Origin of the sequence: Rickettsia endosymbiont of Seladonia tumulorum (genome assembly GCF_964030815.1) — a bacterium.
Taxonomy (GTDB): Bacteria; Pseudomonadota; Alphaproteobacteria; order Rickettsiales; family Rickettsiaceae; genus Rickettsia.
Genome location: NZ_OZ034963.1, coordinates 255,357 through 272,111, shown reverse-complemented (window position 1 = coordinate 272,111; position 16,755 = coordinate 255,357). Strand labels below are relative to the sequence as shown.

The following is a 16,755-nucleotide window of genomic DNA, read 5'->3' as shown; positions in this document are numbered from 1 at the left end:
AACTCTTTTACTTTTTCAATTTTTTATTAATATCTAAGCATTATTATATTTTAGGAATAAAGATGCCAAAAAAATGCACACAAATACTTGATGAGTTCTTGCAAGTAATACATCAAAATATAGTTGGAGAAGATAAAGCTATTATAGATATATTAAATACTTTAGGTATAGAGCAAGCTAATGATCTTATTAGTGCTGCTTTTTTAAAGCACTTTAAATTTATGCAGTTAGAACAGTGGCAAAGATACCCATTAAATATAGTTAGTACTGATATTATTGATGAACAAGGTGAAAATGTTATTCATAAATGTGTTAGATACGATAAAATTGATTTTCTAAAGCATATTCCATCTATTGGCTTTAATCTAGGAATACCAAACAAAGATGGAGATACCCCTCTTCATCTTGCTTATAAAAAATTAATATATGCTCAAAGTTATCCAACTTTTACAAAGGCTAAAAATACTCTTTTAAATATAGTTAATTTTAAAAATAAGGACGAAATATCATCGCAATTTATGGGGGTACTGATTAATTTAGAGTATATTTTTAAGCCTGTTATAGATTTTAACTATAATGTTGCAACTTTTAATCATTTTATGCATCATAAGCCTTCAGTACCAATTTTACCTGATATAAATATACCTATTAATAACTTTAAGCCTTTACTACCTCGCATAACCTTGCCTAAAGATATAAATGAAACTTCCTCATTTAGAGATCTAGCACCTCCTGGACACAAGCGTAAAACAAATAGTATGGAATATAATAATACAAAGAAACATAAAACTATCAGTAATGACTCACATCATAATTTATATTCATCTATTGAAAATAAGAGATTAGATAACGATCTAAACTCTACAAGCAAAACAACAACTACTACCTCATATAATGAGTTAAATAAGTCACTTATTGCATTTTCTAATACAAATAATGCATCTATAGATGAAGATGGAGTAGAGATTGTTTTAAGTGGACATAATTTATAGTTAATTCACTCTTGGTTCTAGTTACCAAACCATAAAACGAGTATAATTTTCTGATTATTTTTAGAAAGATTTAACAAGCTTTTTTTATAAGAAAATTTTTTACTATAAAATTTCGAGTTTTTTCTTCCAATAGATGATATGACACAACAGAAATTATAAAATTGATAATAAAAGCTATTATAACTACAAAATGAAAGCTAATATCTGGATAATTCTGAATTAATTTCTTTCCAACTTCCATCGCAACAAATTGCCATAGATAAAAAGAATAACTAATTTTTCCTAAATATTCCAAAATTTTATTATTATAAAACTTGGATTTAGAATGATAGACTGTTACAATCCATAACCCAAGCAAAGGAGTAATTATAAACTGTCCGTTCATATACTGATATTGCCTTTCACAATTTATGCAAATGAAAGCTAATAAAGCTATTATTAGTAAATTTATAAAATTAGCAAACTTAACCTTGGTAAAATTTTCTTTTGCAAAATAAAAACCTATTCCGCACATAAAATCAAAAGTTCTAAAAACCGGATTAGCGTATATGTAATCAGATTTGTTTATATATGCATTATAACTTATAAGTACAAGCATAATAGCAACAATAACTAATATAGTTTTTTTACCTTTTTCACCGGCAAAAATTAGCATTAAAAAAGGAAATAGAAAATATAAGAACATTTCAACTGTTAAAGACCAAGTTCCACCATTTATGCCTAATGGAAACATACTAGGAAAAAAGCTTTGTATCAAGAACATGTCATTAATTAAGCTTCGTATAAGCTGATTGAAAGTAAGATTATTTAAAAATATAAAATATATAATTGTTACAAATAGATATGTAGGATAGATTTTAGCAAAACGTTTTAAATAAAAATTAAGGATATTTTCTCTTTTTGTAAAATCTGTTTTATTATAAACATGAGCCATAATAAAGCCAGATAACACAAAAAACCCTGTCATAAAAGTAGCACCATTAAGAAAAAAGGTATCAATAAACTCTAGACCTAATTTCCAATCAAAATGAATTCTACAATGAAATAAAAAAATAATAAAAGCTATTATAAAACGAAAAGATGTTAAGCTTTTAATCATTAAACTTTATATTTATATATAACAAGCTTTTTTAACGGCTTCTATTACATCCCCCTCACTAGGTAAAGCTAATTTTTCTAGATTTACTGCATAAGGAAGCGGGACGTCTTTACCGCTTACGATCTCTACCGGTGCATCCAAATAATCAAATGCTTCTTTCATAACGATGGATGCGATAGTTGCACCGATACCGGCAAAAAACCATCCTTCTTCAACTACAACTAAACGACCGGTTTTTTTTACCGACTCTATTATAGTATCTATATCAAGCGGTTTGATGGTACGTAAATCAATGACCTCACAATTAATATTATCGCTTTGTAAAATATTTGCAGCATCTAATGCAAGTTTCACCTGAATCGAGAATGTCACTATAGTAACACTATCGCCCTCTTTTAAGATTTTTGCCTTACCAAAAGGGATAGGCTCAACATTTTCAGAAATATCGAAACTGTGACCATATAAAATCTCATTTTCTAAGAAAATAACCGGATTATCGTCTCTAATAGCTGTAATCATTAGCCCTTTATGATCTTCAGCACTATATGGGGCTACTACTTTCAGCCCAGGTATATGAGCATAACAAGCTGCGTAGTTCTGGCTATGTTGTGCTGCTACTCTACTTGCTGCTCCGTTTGGACCTCTAAATACTATTGGGCATCTGACCTGACCACCTGACATGTAATGCGTTTTAGCAGCCGAGTTAACTATATGATCCATCGCTTGCATAGCAAAGTTAAAGGTCATAAACTCAACGATTGGACGAAGCCCTGCAAAGGCTGCTCCAATGGCAAGCCCAGCAAAACCATACTCCGTTATTGGTGTATCGATTACCCTTTTAGGACCAAACTGCTCAAGCAATCCTTGCGTTACTTTGTAAGCTCCTTGATACTCAGCGACTTCTTCACCCATGACAAAAACTTTGTCATCTCTTATCATCTCTTCTTGCATCGCATCACGCAATGCTTCCCGTACAGTTATTTGCATCTTTCTTTTTAGTTAAATTGAATATTCTTGCGTCATTGCGAGGAGGCGAAGCCGACGCGGCAATCTCATGAAAAATCCTGAGATTGCTTCGTCGAAACTTGCAGTTTCTCCTCGCAATGACGACACTCAAACATAAATTTGTGTATATAGCTCTTCTTCATTAGGCAGTGGTGAGTTTTCTGAAAACTCCACAGCTTCCTTAATAATCTCTTTAACTGACTGCTCTATTTCTTTTAAATCAGCTTCACCTGCATAGTTATTTTCTAATATTATCTTCCGTATTTCAGTAATAGGATCACGTTCTTTATATGTCTCTACTTCTTCTTTACTACGATATTTTGCCGGATCGGACATTGAATGCCCACGATAGCGGTAAGTTTTTACCTCTAATATCAGAGGCATACTATTTTCTCTAACATATTCCGCTGCTTGTTTAGCACCATTATACATTTCCTCAAAATCCATGCCATTTAGCTGGAATCCTTTAATCCCAAACGACTCACCTTTTTTATAAAGATCACGCATAAAGGTAGAACGAGCAACCGAAGTACCCATAGAATACTCATTATTTTCGATAATATAAACTACCGGTAAACCCCATAAAGCAGCCATGTTAAAGGCTTCATATACTTGACCTTGATTAACAGCTCCATCCCCTAAAAAAGTAAAACAAATATTGTTCGTGCCATTATATTTCTCAGCAAAAGCAAGCCCTGTACCTATTGGCACTTGAGCTCCTACAATACCATGTCCACCATAAAACTTATTTGGCACATCAAACAAATGCATCGAGCCACCCTTACCTTTTGAACAGCCTGTAGCACGCCCCATAAGCTCCGCAAGCACATATTTAGGCTCTGTACCTGCTAAAATAATATGAGCATGATCACGATAGCTGGTAACCATACTATCTTCTTTTTGTTTAACCATATCTACAGCAGAAATTACTGCTTCCTGTCCGATATATAAATGACAAAAACCCCCTATTTCACCCATACCATATAACTGCCCACATTTTTCTTCAAAACGCCTAAGCAATAACATATCTTTGAAGCTCTTTACGTATTCTTCTTTTACCGGTTTATATTTTCCTAATTTAATATCCACTAATTACTCCTTATAATCTTAAACGTCATTGCGAGGAGGCGAAGCCGACGCGGCAATCTCATGAAAAATCCTGAGGTTGCTTCGTCGAAACTGATAGTTTCTCCTCGCAATGACGGGACACTACAATTTTTTCAAACTTACAAAATACGGCACATGATCAGAAGGTGGTCTCCAATCTCTTGCTTCTGATAATAAATGTATAGAAAATAACTCATCTTTTAAATTATTACTAACCCAAATATGATCAAGCCGTCTACCTCTGTTAGATTTTTTCCAATCTACGTTTCTATAACTCCACCAAGTATAAAATTTTTCATCAAGTGGCACAAAATGCCTACTACTATCAATAAACTCTAACGAGTTTTGCAATTCTACCAATAAAGAACGCTCAATATCAGTATGGCTAATAACATTTCGCAGCTGCTTGCTAGACCATACATCATGCGGGTGCGGTGCAATATTTAAATCACCTGCAATTATAATCTTATCATCTCTGGTGCGGTTATTAGTCAGCCATTCTTGCATCAACCTTATATATTCTAGCTTATGCTTAAACTTCGAATTTAGCTCTATGTCAGGTATATCACCACCGGCAGGAACATAAAAATTATGTATCTCAATATTATTAACAGTAGCTGCTATATGCCTTTTATCACCGTTATATAGCTCAAGCGAAAAAACATTTTGCAGTGGAAGTTTTGAGATAATAGCAACGCCGTTATATGATTTCTGCCCCGAATATATTACATGTTCATAGCCTATATTTTTAATTACTTCAAGAGGAAATAAAGGATCATCTACTTTTGTCTCTTGTAATAAAATAATATCAGGCTGATGTTCATATGCCAATCTTTTTAATAAATCAATACGTAAACGTAGCGAATTAATATTCCACGTAACTATCTTCATTTAGGTTTTATCATCTTTTATAGCTGCATTTACTATTGCGTCTCTGAAATAAATTATTCCAATTTGGTTTAGAGGATTTTTTAGATCAATTTTATCTTGCATTTCCTCAGGAATTTTTACCATAGTATTACTTAGTATAGCAAAATAAAGATTATTAGGCAAAATATATCCCATTTCACTCTGCACTCCTAAAGCTTTACCAGAAAAATGAATCATTGTATGTTTAAAATCAAGGTCAGTAATATAGATACCATAGCCCATGTAAGTTTTACGCCCATCTATTTCTTTTGCAGGAAAATACTTAGTAGTCATAAGCTTATAGGACTTTGTAGAAAGAATTTTGCCACTATTTAACGCTCTATACCATTTAATAAGGTCGCTTGGAGTTGATATAATCCCGCCATCAGCACAAGGAAGTGCTACAAAATCAGCAGTTGCAGGAGTAAATATAGGTTTATTACTATTATTTGGCGTTATAAAATATCTTACTGGGTAATTAGAACTAACCACATTTCTTTGAATTCTAGCCGCTTCACTATATGAAGCAAAACTAGTAGATTTCATATTTAATGGTTTAAAAAATTCATCTTGAAAAAAATTACATAAATCTTTTTTAGTTACTTTTTCAATAATCATACCAAGTATAACGAAATTAGTATTACTATATTTAAACTTTTTCCCTATAGGTACTTCTAAAGGCTTAGACGCAACATATTGTAATATTTTTTTACGGGCATCTTTTCTAGTCATATTTAAATCAAGTTTTACAAAACTAAAATATTCAGCAATACCACTACTATGAGTTAATAAATTATGAATTGATATTTTATATGCCCAATCCGGTACTTTACCTTGCCACATTTCTAAATCAATATATTTATATATCTTATCATTAACATTTAATAATTTTTGCTCTTGTAACCTTAAAATTCCTGCCGCAGTTATGGGTTTCGTAGCAGAAGCAATAGGCATCATTTCATTTGCTTTTAACTGCTCCCCGTTTAAAGCAAAAATTCCTTTAGCTCCGGTTAATAGCTGCTTATAGTCATCGGCAAACATAAAAACAGCATTTACAAACCTATTGCTTATATATTCTTTTTCTGCTTCACTAATTCTTTGCTGAATATCTGCAAAACTATCAACACAATTAATGACTAAAAGCACCAACAAAAAAATATAACTACGGAACATAATAACTTTAACTCTATACCAACTAAAACTTAAACTTTATTAAAATAAGAAGGCAATTTTGCTTCTAAATTAACTTCTTTGCCAAAAACTTTTTTAGACAATACTATATTACTAGCATGCAAAAACATATATTTACTATACGGCATTAATTTGTCATTGCCATATTTATTATCACCAAATATTGGACAACCTAGTAATTTAGCATGCAATCTTAATTGATGCATTCTACCCGTAATCGGAATAAATTCAACCAAAAACAAGTTATTGGTAAGTGATTTAAGTAATTTATAATAAGTAATGGCAAGTTTACCATTATTCGTTGAAATATCAGTAATTTTAGGTATACTCCCCTTACTTTTTTCTATGTTAGTTTTGACCTCTCCTTGATCTTTAATTGGTTTTCCATAGGTTACAGCGAGATAGGTCTTTTCAACCAATTTTTCTTTAAAAGCATCATGAAGTTTTACACTACTTACATAATTTTTAGCAATTAAAAGTAAACCGCTTGTTTCTTTATCGAGTCTATGTACTAACTTAAAATCAGCTCCTTGGCTGTTTAAATATTTTAATGCAGAATCGACCGATAAATTAATTTTACTACCGCCTTGCGTTGCAAGACCCGCAGGTTTATTAATCGCTATTATATTATCATCCTCATATATTAAATATTCAGTGGTAATTTTCTTTGCTAATGTAATTTCAGCATCAGTAAAAACTAGTTTAGTTGGTTGAGCTATAGGTAAATTAAACTTATCATGAATAAAAATTTCATCACCTTCCACCACTCTTAAACTTGCTTCTGCTTTTTTAGAATTAACGATTATTTGCTTTTGACGTAATGCTTTCTCTATCACTCCTTGGGTCAAAAGAGGATATAAACGCCTTAAATATTTATCTAACCTTGAGGCGATAGGGCTGTTTACAGTGATGATCATTAAGAATTTTTTATTAGAGAATAGCACCAAATTACTACAGATAAAAGCACTATAGCAAAAAATTGATGCATAGAAGCTGCTATTATAGGAACGTAATATAAAAGAGTAATTATGCCGGTGGATAATTGTATTAATAAAGCAATAGCCAAATAAAATGCTACTTTATTTAATTTTGGATTTTTAACTTTTAACAAAGAAATAATCAAAGCCATGATGATTATAGACAAACTATAAGCACCTAGACGGTGTATAAACTGGACAAAAACCGGATCAGACCAATTTTTGAAGCTAATGAAATTATCTTTTATTTCTATAGGAATAAAATTGCCACCCATCAATGGAAAGCTATTATATACTAGCCCTGCATCAAGCCCTGCCACTAAAGCACCTAAAAAAATCTGTACGTATATCATAGCAATAGCAGCAACAGAAAATATTAGCGGTAATTTTAAATTTATTTGTGATGGAATTAGTAAAATATCACAACAATTTTTGAATAGCTTGTAAAAAAGCAAATGATAAATAATTACGGCAATAATTAGATGAAAAGCTAGACGAAAATGGCTAACAGATGGGTGGTTAACTAAACCGCTTTTTACCATATACCACCCCATAAAGCCTTGCATGCAGAATAACAGCAAAACAATTATATAGGATAATATATCACGATTTTTTATGATCCCTTTAAAATAAAAATATATTAAAGGTAATACATATATCAAACCTGTAGCCCTACCAAGCAAGCGATGCACAAACTCTAATAAATAGATGAATTTAAACTCTGATAAAGTCATCCCGTAATTAACTGCATTATATTCCGGAAATGCTTTATATTTAGCGAATTCAGCTTGCCAAGTATCATAACTAAAAGGGGGCAAAATACCCGTTACCGGACGCCACTCAACTATCGACAAACCGGAATCCGTAAGCCTTGTTATCCCGCCTACAATAATCATCGCCACGACCATTATACAACAAGTAAATAGCCATTTTGTGACTCTTTCAGTGTCATTCCTGCGTAGATGAGAGTCTAGAAACAAATTTGAGAACATAAAACAATAGAGATTTTTTTATAATTAATCGTCATAAGCTACACGATCAAAGATAGCGTTCGATGTTATCCCGTGGTGGCGTTGTTGCGTAGATCGGTTTTTCCGTCATTGCGAGAAAATTACGAAGTAATTGACGAAGCAATCCAGCTAAAAAATACTAATATTATTAGTATTTTTTATTATTTTTTCTGGATTGCCACGCTCATTTCATTCGCTCGCAATGACGATTTGGTATCCACGCAACAACACCACCACGGGATGACACGCTACCTACTAATCCTTGCTATACAAATCCTTTCAGTAATTTCTTTTAATTTTTCTATTCGCTCAATAAGATAAAGCAGTTGTTCTTTCGTAATCTTATAATTTTTATCATATCTTGCATCAACATAAGCTTTTTTTAACAACTCGAAACATTCTTTTTGTTCAGGCGTTGCAATAGGAAAAACTTGCAATAACTCACTGCTATAATTTTCTGCCATACTACTTAGTTTTTCTAAATCATGTAACTTCGGCTTATAATTAGAAAAAACTAATAAAATAGCATTATAGAAACTTTCGGTAGCTTGATGAAGATAAAAAGCACTTATATTGAGATGGTTTCTCTCAATTGGGTATTTACAATCAATAAAAAAACCGCATCCTTTTTCAAACCAATAATCATAATCATCTTGAGCTATTTCTTTCATCTCGCTCCAAGGCAGCTCTTTAGCCTCACTTAAAACATACTCTCCACTATCATACAAAAGAATGCCTTCTTTTTTAAGATCGGTATAGAAATAACGTCCTTTTTCTAACTGTCTATTTATTTCTTCTATTGATTCAAGAATTATAGATATCCGTGAATCATACGGAATAATTTGTTTAGGGTTTATTACTCCTGTCTTTATTAATCTTTTATATATATTATCTTCTAAATTTAAAGTAGCATGACCTTTATACTTACCTTTTTTCAAAATAATCAAAATATCTGTATCGCTATGATAGCCGTTAGGTAGATCACGTACCCAATCACCTCTAGCAAAAGAGCCATATAAGATAATCATAGCAATTTTATCTTGAGCAAGTTCTAAAATTTGTTGCACTATAAAATTTAGCCTGCCCCTAATATGTAAAGAGCGTTCAGGTAGTTCGGTTTTCATTGAAATATTTATTTTCTATAGCCAAGGTGGTGTTACCTACTTCTTATGTCATTCCTACATAGGCACATGTGTGTCAATTTAAGGATCGGTGTCACCCCCCGTGGCGGCATTGTTGCGTGGATACCAAATCGTCATTGCGAGCGACTGTAAGGAGCGTGGCAATGACGGAAAAACTGATCCACGCAACAATACCCTACAGGCTTACTACCTTAGGATGATACACATCTCCTCGCAATGACCTATATTACCCCTCACCGCCCCCGCTATTTTCTGCAACAGAATTCTCTTTATTTTCTGAAGTACGTTTTTTATTCGATTTTTTATTACGATATCTGCGTTTTGTCTTTTTTGGTAGCGGTTTCTCTTCTACTACTACACCATCATCCGTAATCTCTACTTCTTCCTTTACAACACTTACTACCTGATCTTTTACCTCTTTTACTTCAGGCGTTTTTTTCTTTTCTTCACTAACAACATTGTTATTATTGCCTGTTTTCCATTTATGCTTATTCTTACGCAGCTGCTCTTTTTTAGGCTCTTCTTCGGTATAATCAGCACTATGATTTTGAATCACCGGCTTACCAGCATTGAGATTATTATTATTTTTCTTTAATAATTTTACTTTCTCGATTGAATAGCTATCAGATGTAGCGTTAGGATCAGAATAAAAATTAAGCCTTATATTATATTTTTCTTCAATAAATTTTATCTCATTACGTTTATTGTTAAGTAGATAAATAACCGAAGAAACATTAGCAAAAACATTTATTATATCAATTCTATCTTCGAAAATTTCATTTTCAATAGTACGCAAGATTAGCATAGCATTCGACTCATCTGCTCTAACAACGCCTTTGCCATTACAATGAGAACAAATTGAGGAGTTAGTTTCTAGGAAAGAAGAACGTAACCTCTGCCTTGAAAATTCAAGCAATCCAAACTGGCTAATATTACCGGTTTGTATACGTGCCCGATCACGACTTAAGAATTCTTTAAAAGATCTCTCGATAATTTTACGATTTTTTGTCTCATCCATATCAATGAAATCAACGACTATTAAACCTGATAAATCTCTAAGCTTAACTTGTCTTGCTATTTCTTTTGCTGCTTCTAAATTAGTTTTTAAGGCTGTTTCTTCAATATTTTTTTCTGAAGTTGATCTACCGGAATTCACATCTATAGAAATAAGAGCTTCAGTTGGATTAATAACAATATATCCTCCTGAAGGTAAAGTTACCACAGGCTGGTATAGCTTAATTAACTGTTCCTCTACTTGAAACTTAGTAAATATAGGCGTTTTACTTTTATGCTCTTTAAGTTTTGTCATCTCTGAAGGTAACAAATCTTGCATAAATTTTGCCGCATCTTCATATGCTTCTTGCCCATGAATTATGACCTCTTTAACATTATGGTCACACATATCACGTATAGTTTTACGTATTATGCTATCTTCTTCATGAATAAAACAAGGAGCTGGAAATTTAATAGTACTTTTACGGATTTTATTCCATAACCTTGATAAATAGCTATAATCTTTTTTCAGGTCCAAAGTACTGCAACCTCTACCTGCTGTCCTGATAATTACGCTATAAGGGCTTTTATCGCCGTTTACTACCTTATTTAAAATATTCTTAAGCCTTTTTCTTTCATCACCATTTGATATTTTTCGAGATATACCGTTTTGTGCTGCTTTATTAGGCATTAAGACACAATATTTACCCGCTAAAGATACATAAGTAGTGAAAGCTGCACATTTATTTCCTCTTTCTTCCTTAGTAACCTGAACTAATAATATTTGGTTTTTTCTTATTACGTCTTGTACTTTATATTGCTTATATTGAGGAATATTTTCTTCCTTATCGCTTTGGATAATTTCAATATCATCTGCTGCTTCTAAATTAAGCTCTGACTGAAATTTACTCTCTACTAAATCCTCTATAGCCTTTAGATCAATTTCTTCACCATCGATTAAGGGGTCATATGAAGTAGCTGCCCGCACCTCATCCTCATCATCAAGAATGATATTAGGCGGTACTATCTCAGGAAATGCATTAATTGGAAAATTTTTCTCTGACGCAGGTAAATTATAATAATTGGGATGTATTTCGCTAAAAGGCAAAAAGCCGCTTTTATCCATACCATATTCTATGAACACAGCTTGTAAAGATGGCTCTATTCTTGTTACTTTTGCTAAATAAATATTACCTTTATTTTGTTGTTTTCTTGTTGTTTGGAATTCAATATCTTCTATATTATTGCTTTGTCCCAATAAAACCACTCTTGTTTCATTTGAGAAATTAGCATCAATTATTATCTTTTTATTCATTAATCTCGCTCACTAACTCGAAGAATAAATAATTAATATAACACCTTAAGCATATCTTGTATTAATCTATTTAAATAAATACCTATCTTTCTTTGGATTCTGTGCATAACCATAGGTAAATTAAGTAGCGAATTATATTATTATTTTTCTTACATTAAATTATTTATCATATATAAAAACTACATTAGATATTTATTTTATATATCTAATGCTATATAAGCTCATCATACTAAAATATTAACTATAAATATCTTAATGAAATTACAAATCTCTTTAATTATTTAGAATAACTATTTATACTAAACTCTGTATATCTAAAATAGTTTTAACCTTTGTATCGTATCTTGATACAGTAAACTTATTAACTATGAGTTATATACCATGTATGTATGTTTAGCAAACACTTAATTTATGACTTTAAAAAATGATTATAAGACAATTTTATTTTCACTTTTGGGAATATTTATTTTTTCTTGTATTAATGCTACAAATTTTTATACTTCTAAAATTTTCTTACTTATAAATAAAGGTTTAGGTGGAGAAGAGATAAATAATATCAATCAAACTAAATTCCTAGGCTCAATAATTGCTGCTTTCGCTTTAACCCAGCTAATCAATAAATTAAGTAATAAAGTAATTATTATTACTAGTTTAATATTACTTATTCTTTGTACTATTAACTTAGTTTTGCTAGATGATTTTACTTTCATTAAAATTAATTTTATTATAATCAACGCAGGAATATTTGCATATTTCACCTCAACAGTACTAGAAATTATTGAAACTTCCGGCGAGAAAAAATATTTTTTCTTAGCTTGTATAATATTATTGTGGGCATGCGGCAATTTAATAATAAACTTAACAAGTCAATTCATTAACCCAACAAATAATACCATAATAATTTGTGCTTTATTATACTGTATTAATATTTTAACTAAGTTTCTACATTCTAACCCTACTATTCACACTTTGAAATTAGATTCAAAGTTTTCATCTTTGATAAAAAATGTAGAGTTACAGATATTAACGGGATTTGTAGTATCTTATGTTACCTTAGATATATTTTGGTATTATGAAGCATTTGCGTTAAAAAAAGAATTAGCATTAATTAATCTATCACTAATATTAAAATATATTTTTACAGGAATATTTTTTTCCATAATACCTATTTGTTATTTAATAAATAAAGCAAATAAATATTTAGCTAATTTTATATTAACTTTAATCCTACTAATATGCTTTATCTTATTATCGCTACATGGTGGTAATAAAAACTTAAATATATTATATGTTATATTGATCGGAAGTTGCTTAGGATCGATTTTTATCTGCAATATTTTAATACTGATTGATAAATTTAAAGGGTATGAATTTAGAACAGCATTATTTTCATACTTTTCTATGTGCAGTGTAGGTATTTATGCTGGTGCTTTATCTTCTAGCGTTCCGTATGGCACAGTTAATGGCAGTGATTTCCTATTTTCTATTTCTGCTGTAGTTGGTAGCTTCGTCGTTTATCATCTATGGTATCTTATTAGCTATAGATTATATAATATGCCTACAAAATGAAAAACTCCTTAAATAAAAGAGACATCTCAATATTAATCGGTAATGCGTTAGACCATTTTGATACTGCACTTTATGGGTTTCTTGCTCCGCTGCTTGCTGGCATTTTTTTCCCGAATCACGATAAAATAGTAGCGTTAATTTTAACTTATAGCGTTCTTGCTACTTCCCTATTTACTCGTCCTATAGGCTCTTACTTTTTTGGAGTAATTGCTAAAAAATACGGAGGGGTTTTTGCATTATCTCACTCTTTAATCGGCGTTGCTTTAACCACTGCTTTGATAGGCTTAATACCCTCACATGCCCAAATAGGATGGCTTGCACCGCTATTATTAGTCGTAATTAGGACTATGCAGGGTATATATTCTGAAGGAGAATGTGCTATTGCTAAGTTATTTATTTTAGAGAATAAAGAAGAAAAAAAAGCCTTTAAAGCTTCTTATCTTTATAATACCTCTACCATGTTTGGGATTATTTTTGCATCCTTTATCAGTACTATAGTTTTAAATACTGATTATAATGATTACTGGCGGATATGCTTTATATTTGGCGGGCTTACTGCACTTGTCGGTTATTTTTTAAGGAAGAGTTCCTCACCTTTGTCATCCCGTGGCTTGTCCACGGGATCCAGAAAACCAGCTACCGCATTACCATCTGCTAATTTACTGGATCCCGTGGTCAAGCCACGGGATGACACTAGGGTAACGCCTATTTTTCATCGCAATGACATAATAAATGACCTACTCACAATATGGAATAATAAACTAAATATCATACGAATCAGCTTTGCCATAGGCTTTTCATATATGACTTACATAGTGCCGTTCGTCTTTATGAATAGCTTTATTCCTCTAATTACTGGTATTTCTTTAGAAACAATGATGAAGTTTAATACGGAATTTCTGATTTTTGACATGATTATGATTCCGGTAATCGGGAATCTAACCAAAAAATTTCATTATCTTAAAATATTAAGAGGCACTCTTATATTAATGATTTTAAGCTTAATTCCTCTATGGTGGTTTTTAAACAACTCATCAATATGGTATGTTAATTTTGTTCGTATATTTATTATATTAGCTGGAGTTAGCTTTCTTGCCCCATTAAATTGCTGGCTAAATGATCTGTTTAAAACTGCCGATAAATATATGCTAGTTGGTATCGGCAGCAGCATCGGCTCTTCACTAATCGGACGGCTTACCCCGTCTACCTCCTTAATGCTTTGGCATATCACAAATAGCAGTATATCGATTGCCATTTATATAACCATGATATCACTAGTAGCTTTATGGTGTGTTAAGCCTAAAGTGAATTGAGATACTCCTCAGGTGTCATACCTATAATTTTCGTTAGTTCCTGATAACAATCATCATGGACAAGATTGCTGAATTTAGTTTTGTCATGATCGATTAACGGAGCATATAAGTGAGCATTTTCTTTTATAAAAGAAATACCTTTCTTAAATTCATCTTTATTATTAATACGGTATTTTTTTGCTATTTCATCAAATATAAAGCTATTTATGTCTTGCATTCTATAGTTGTGAATACCAAAACTACCTGTAAGTAAACCATAAGTAATATCATTCTTTTTATATTCGATAACTTCTCTAATATCTTGTAATAACGAATCCCTAATATTTGCATTTAAGTTTTCTTTATACCGCAAATACTTCAAAAGTTGGTAAGTCAAATAAGCGGTGAGTCTACGGAACGTAGATAAACTACGTGAGCACAGACGAATCCCGAAATTTGGCTTGCCAAATCTTGAAGTATTAAAGGTATATATGTGTCATTCTTTAGCATAATTAATATCCTTTTTATATTTTGTGTACAATACAAGTACTACTAAAAATATAAGAAGTAAATTAGTTTTCTACTATGAATAAAAATATTTATAGAGCTTTCATAAAATGATAATGGTTTTAATTTACGAGTTAATTGCAACTTTTTTATTACAACAATACCGCTTTTTAAACTAATTTTTACCAATTACTTATATTTTTTTAATAAAATATGTTCTTATTAATTAATAAGAATTAAATATTATTAAAAATATGTCTAAAGCTATAATTAGTGAAAAAGCAGAACCTAGAGAGCTAAAAGCACTTTTTATAGTAGGTCCTGACAATGATATTGATTCTGAAATTTCAAAGTTATACGATAGAGAAGATTGTTTAATAATAGGAGATGGGACAAACCCAGTTAAAATAACCGAAATATATAAAACATTACAAATTCTTAATCTGCAAATAGGAGCTAATACAAGAATTGACATTTCAGCTCATGGCACTAGATCTAATAAAGAACATAAGATATTATTAGATCAAGAATATACTAAAACAAAAGATTTTCTAATATCATTACAACAACTCTTGCCAAATAATCCTTTATATATCCATTTATGGTCATGTTATGGAGGAACTGCCAATAAAGACATAGAAGCTTTAAATATTGGCAGCATAGTAGTAACTCATATAAAATCTAGCTACCTTTCATCTACAGACCTTGAAAAATTTATTCGTATTCGTTCACTTACTCATTATATGAATGAAAATAGTTTATCACCTTATTTGCAATATCTTTATGATCAACTTGAAAATTATCAGGGTGCAACTTTTAGTCAAATAGAAAGTGAGAGGCATATTGTAAAATTTAAGACTATTCGTACTCCACAAGATTATTCAATTACTACTAGAATTTCGAATATTTTACAAATAAATATAACTGAAGAAAAATTGACAAAAGAAATACAGAACTATTTAGAGATTGAAGGGAAAAATTTTTGTGAGTTATTTAAGAATTATATATCTATAAGAGATATAGGAAAATTTCATGAATATATTAGTAATGTTGATAATGAAAATACGAGAGATTTTATTAGCGGTACAATAATAGGTTTAATTGATTCACTTTTTAACTTAGATATAAAACTTAAAAATGAAACAACAAAAGCCCTAAATAATATTCTGGATAATTTAAAACCTGAATTGATAAATCACAGTATAGGTATTACTCCTTTATTTATTGCAATTCATAATAAGAATTCTGAAATAGCACAAACTTTACTAGAAAAAGGGGCAGATCCTCATTTTGTTGAGGCTGATGGAGAATCACTTTTATATATTGCCTGTGTTAAAAATCTTGTAGGTATAGCAAATTTGTTATTAGAAAAAGGAGCTAATCCTAATATTGCACTTAAAAATAATTATACCCCTCTAATGGCGGCATGTACTAATCAATCATTAAAAATGGTAGAAATTTTACTAGAAAAAGGAGCCAAAATTAATTAGATAGATAGTAGATCGTTTACACCTTTAATAATAGCTTGTTCTAAAAATTCGGAGGGAATAGCTAAATTTCTATTAGAAAATGGAGCTGATCCTAATTTAAAAGTACAAAAAGATTTTGTACCTTTAATAATAGCCTGTTCTAAAAATTCTGAAGGAA

General features: G+C 31.0%; 14 protein-coding genes and 2 pseudogenes. 6 read left to right on the top strand and 10 right to left on the bottom strand.

Annotated features, from left to right (window positions below; genetic code table 11):
• Nucleotides 1-62 precede the first annotated feature (62 nt).
• Complete coding sequence (locus AAHF54_RS01285; RefSeq protein WP_341788814.1) at nt 63-992, top strand: ankyrin repeat domain-containing protein; 930 nt, start codon at nt 63-65, stop codon at nt 990-992.
• 70 nt (nt 993-1,062) lie between these two features.
• On the opposite strand, the gene AAHF54_RS01280 is transcribed toward AAHF54_RS01285, so the two are convergent.
• The 9 genes from AAHF54_RS01280 to AAHF54_RS01240 all read right to left on the bottom strand — a co-directional run bounded on the left by AAHF54_RS01280 (nt 1,063) and on the right by AAHF54_RS01240 (nt 11,740).
• Complete coding sequence (locus tag AAHF54_RS01280) at nt 1,063-2,091, bottom strand: acyltransferase (protein WP_341788813.1); 1,029 nt, start codon at nt 2,089-2,091, stop codon at nt 1,063-1,065.
• A 12-nt stretch (nt 2,092-2,103) separates the two neighbouring features.
• Nucleotides 2,104-3,078, bottom strand: a complete 975-nt coding sequence (locus AAHF54_RS01275) for a pyruvate dehydrogenase complex E1 component subunit beta (protein WP_342170088.1) — start codon at nt 3,076-3,078, stop codon at nt 2,104-2,106.
• 126 nt (nt 3,079-3,204) lie between these two features.
• Nucleotides 3,205-4,185 (bottom strand): pyruvate dehydrogenase (acetyl-transferring) E1 component subunit alpha, encoded by a 981-nt coding sequence (gene pdhA / locus AAHF54_RS01270; RefSeq protein WP_341788811.1) that lies wholly within the window; start codon nt 4,183-4,185, stop codon nt 3,205-3,207.
• 120 nt (nt 4,186-4,305) lie between these two features.
• Nucleotides 4,306-5,094: an exodeoxyribonuclease III gene (gene xth / locus AAHF54_RS01265; protein WP_342170087.1), complete on the bottom strand. Its 789-nt coding sequence runs from the start codon at nt 5,092-5,094 to the stop codon at nt 4,306-4,308.
• Entirely contained in the window at nt 5,095-6,285 is a 1,191-nt protein-coding gene (locus AAHF54_RS01260; RefSeq protein WP_341788809.1) for a serine hydrolase, read from the bottom strand.
• Nucleotides 6,286-6,314: 29 nt separating this feature from the next.
• On the bottom strand, nt 6,315-7,220 hold the full coding sequence (locus AAHF54_RS01255) for an RluA family pseudouridine synthase (protein WP_341788808.1): 906 nt from the start codon (nt 7,218-7,220) through the stop codon (nt 6,315-6,317).
• Entirely contained in the window at nt 7,220-8,272 is a 1,053-nt protein-coding gene (locus AAHF54_RS01250; RefSeq protein ID WP_342170086.1) for a COX15/CtaA family protein, read from the bottom strand. Before AAHF54_RS01250 ends, AAHF54_RS01255 begins: the two co-directional genes overlap by 1 nt.
• A 266-nt stretch (nt 8,273-8,538) precedes the next feature.
• Nucleotides 8,539-9,414, bottom strand: coding sequence for a HEPN domain-containing protein (locus AAHF54_RS01245; protein ID WP_341788806.1), 876 nt, complete (start codon nt 9,412-9,414; stop codon nt 8,539-8,541).
• A 244-nt stretch (nt 9,415-9,658) separates the two neighbouring features.
• Complete coding sequence (locus AAHF54_RS01240; protein WP_341788805.1) at nt 9,659-11,740, bottom strand: Rne/Rng family ribonuclease; 2,082 nt, start codon at nt 11,738-11,740, stop codon at nt 9,659-9,661.
• A gap of 411 nt (nt 11,741-12,151) precedes the next feature.
• Here AAHF54_RS01240 and AAHF54_RS01235 point away from each other — a divergent pair, with 411 nt between their 5' ends.
• Both AAHF54_RS01235 and AAHF54_RS01230 read left to right on the top strand, forming a co-directional pair.
• Complete coding sequence (locus tag AAHF54_RS01235; protein WP_341788804.1) at nt 12,152-13,309, top strand: hypothetical protein; 1,158 nt, start codon at nt 12,152-12,154, stop codon at nt 13,307-13,309.
• Complete coding sequence (locus tag AAHF54_RS01230; protein WP_342170085.1) at nt 13,306-14,622, top strand: MFS transporter; 1,317 nt, start codon at nt 13,306-13,308, stop codon at nt 14,620-14,622. Before AAHF54_RS01235 ends, AAHF54_RS01230 begins: the two co-directional genes overlap by 4 nt.
• On the opposite strand, the gene AAHF54_RS01225 is transcribed toward AAHF54_RS01230, so the two are convergent.
• On the bottom strand, nt 14,609-14,974 hold the full coding sequence (locus tag AAHF54_RS01225; protein WP_341788802.1) for a hypothetical protein: 366 nt from the start codon (nt 14,972-14,974) through the stop codon (nt 14,609-14,611). The two genes, AAHF54_RS01230 and AAHF54_RS01225, sit on opposite strands and share 14 nt — an antisense overlap.
• Here AAHF54_RS01225 and AAHF54_RS01220 point away from each other — a divergent pair.
• The 3 genes and pseudogenes from AAHF54_RS01220 to AAHF54_RS07445 form a co-directional block, all read left to right on the top strand.
• Nucleotides 14,965-15,092: pseudogene (locus AAHF54_RS01220) on the top strand (palindromic element RPE5 domain-containing protein); the annotation flags it as partial. The gene AAHF54_RS01225 and the pseudogene AAHF54_RS01220 overlap by 10 nt on opposite strands.
• Nucleotides 15,093-15,362: 270 nt before the next feature.
• The gene (locus AAHF54_RS01215) at nt 15,363-16,598 is read left to right on the top strand and encodes an ankyrin repeat domain-containing protein (RefSeq protein WP_342170084.1); all 1,236 of its coding nucleotides are present in this window, start codon (nt 15,363-15,365) and stop codon (nt 16,596-16,598) included.
• Nucleotides 16,599-16,661, top strand: a pseudogene (locus tag AAHF54_RS07445) (hypothetical protein); the annotation flags it as partial.
• Nucleotides 16,662-16,755: the final 94 nt, after the last annotated feature.

Excerpts from the sequence above, each read along its gene's own strand:
- AAHF54_RS01285 (WP_341788814.1), top strand. The coding sequence starts at position 63 with ATGCCAAAAAAATGCACACAAATACTTGATGAGTTCTTGCAAGTAATA.
- AAHF54_RS01280 (WP_341788813.1), bottom strand. The coding sequence starts at position 2,091 with ATGATTAAAAGCTTAACATCTTTTCGTTTTATAATAGCTTTTATTATT.
- AAHF54_RS01275 (WP_342170088.1), bottom strand. The coding sequence starts at position 3,078 with ATGCAAATAACTGTACGGGAAGCATTGCGTGATGCGATGCAAGAAGAG.
- xth (WP_342170087.1), bottom strand. The coding sequence starts at position 5,094 with ATGAAGATAGTTACGTGGAATATTAATTCGCTACGTTTACGTATTGAT.
- AAHF54_RS01260 (WP_341788809.1), bottom strand. The coding sequence starts at position 6,285 with ATGTTCCGTAGTTATATTTTTTTGTTGGTGCTTTTAGTCATTAATTGT.
- AAHF54_RS01255 (WP_341788808.1), bottom strand. The coding sequence starts at position 7,220 with ATGATCATCACTGTAAACAGCCCTATCGCCTCAAGGTTAGATAAATAT.
- AAHF54_RS01250 (WP_342170086.1), bottom strand. The coding sequence starts at position 8,272 with ATGTTCTCAAATTTGTTTCTAGACTCTCATCTACGCAGGAATGACACT.
- AAHF54_RS01245 (WP_341788806.1), bottom strand. The coding sequence starts at position 9,414 with ATGAAAACCGAACTACCTGAACGCTCTTTACATATTAGGGGCAGGCTA.
- AAHF54_RS01240 (WP_341788805.1), bottom strand. The coding sequence starts at position 11,740 with ATGAATAAAAAGATAATAATTGATGCTAATTTCTCAAATGAAACAAGA.
- AAHF54_RS01235 (WP_341788804.1), top strand. The coding sequence starts at position 12,152 with ATGACTTTAAAAAATGATTATAAGACAATTTTATTTTCACTTTTGGGA.
- AAHF54_RS01230 (WP_342170085.1), top strand. The coding sequence starts at position 13,306 with ATGAAAAACTCCTTAAATAAAAGAGACATCTCAATATTAATCGGTAAT.
- AAHF54_RS01215 (WP_342170084.1), top strand. The coding sequence starts at position 15,363 with ATGTCTAAAGCTATAATTAGTGAAAAAGCAGAACCTAGAGAGCTAAAA.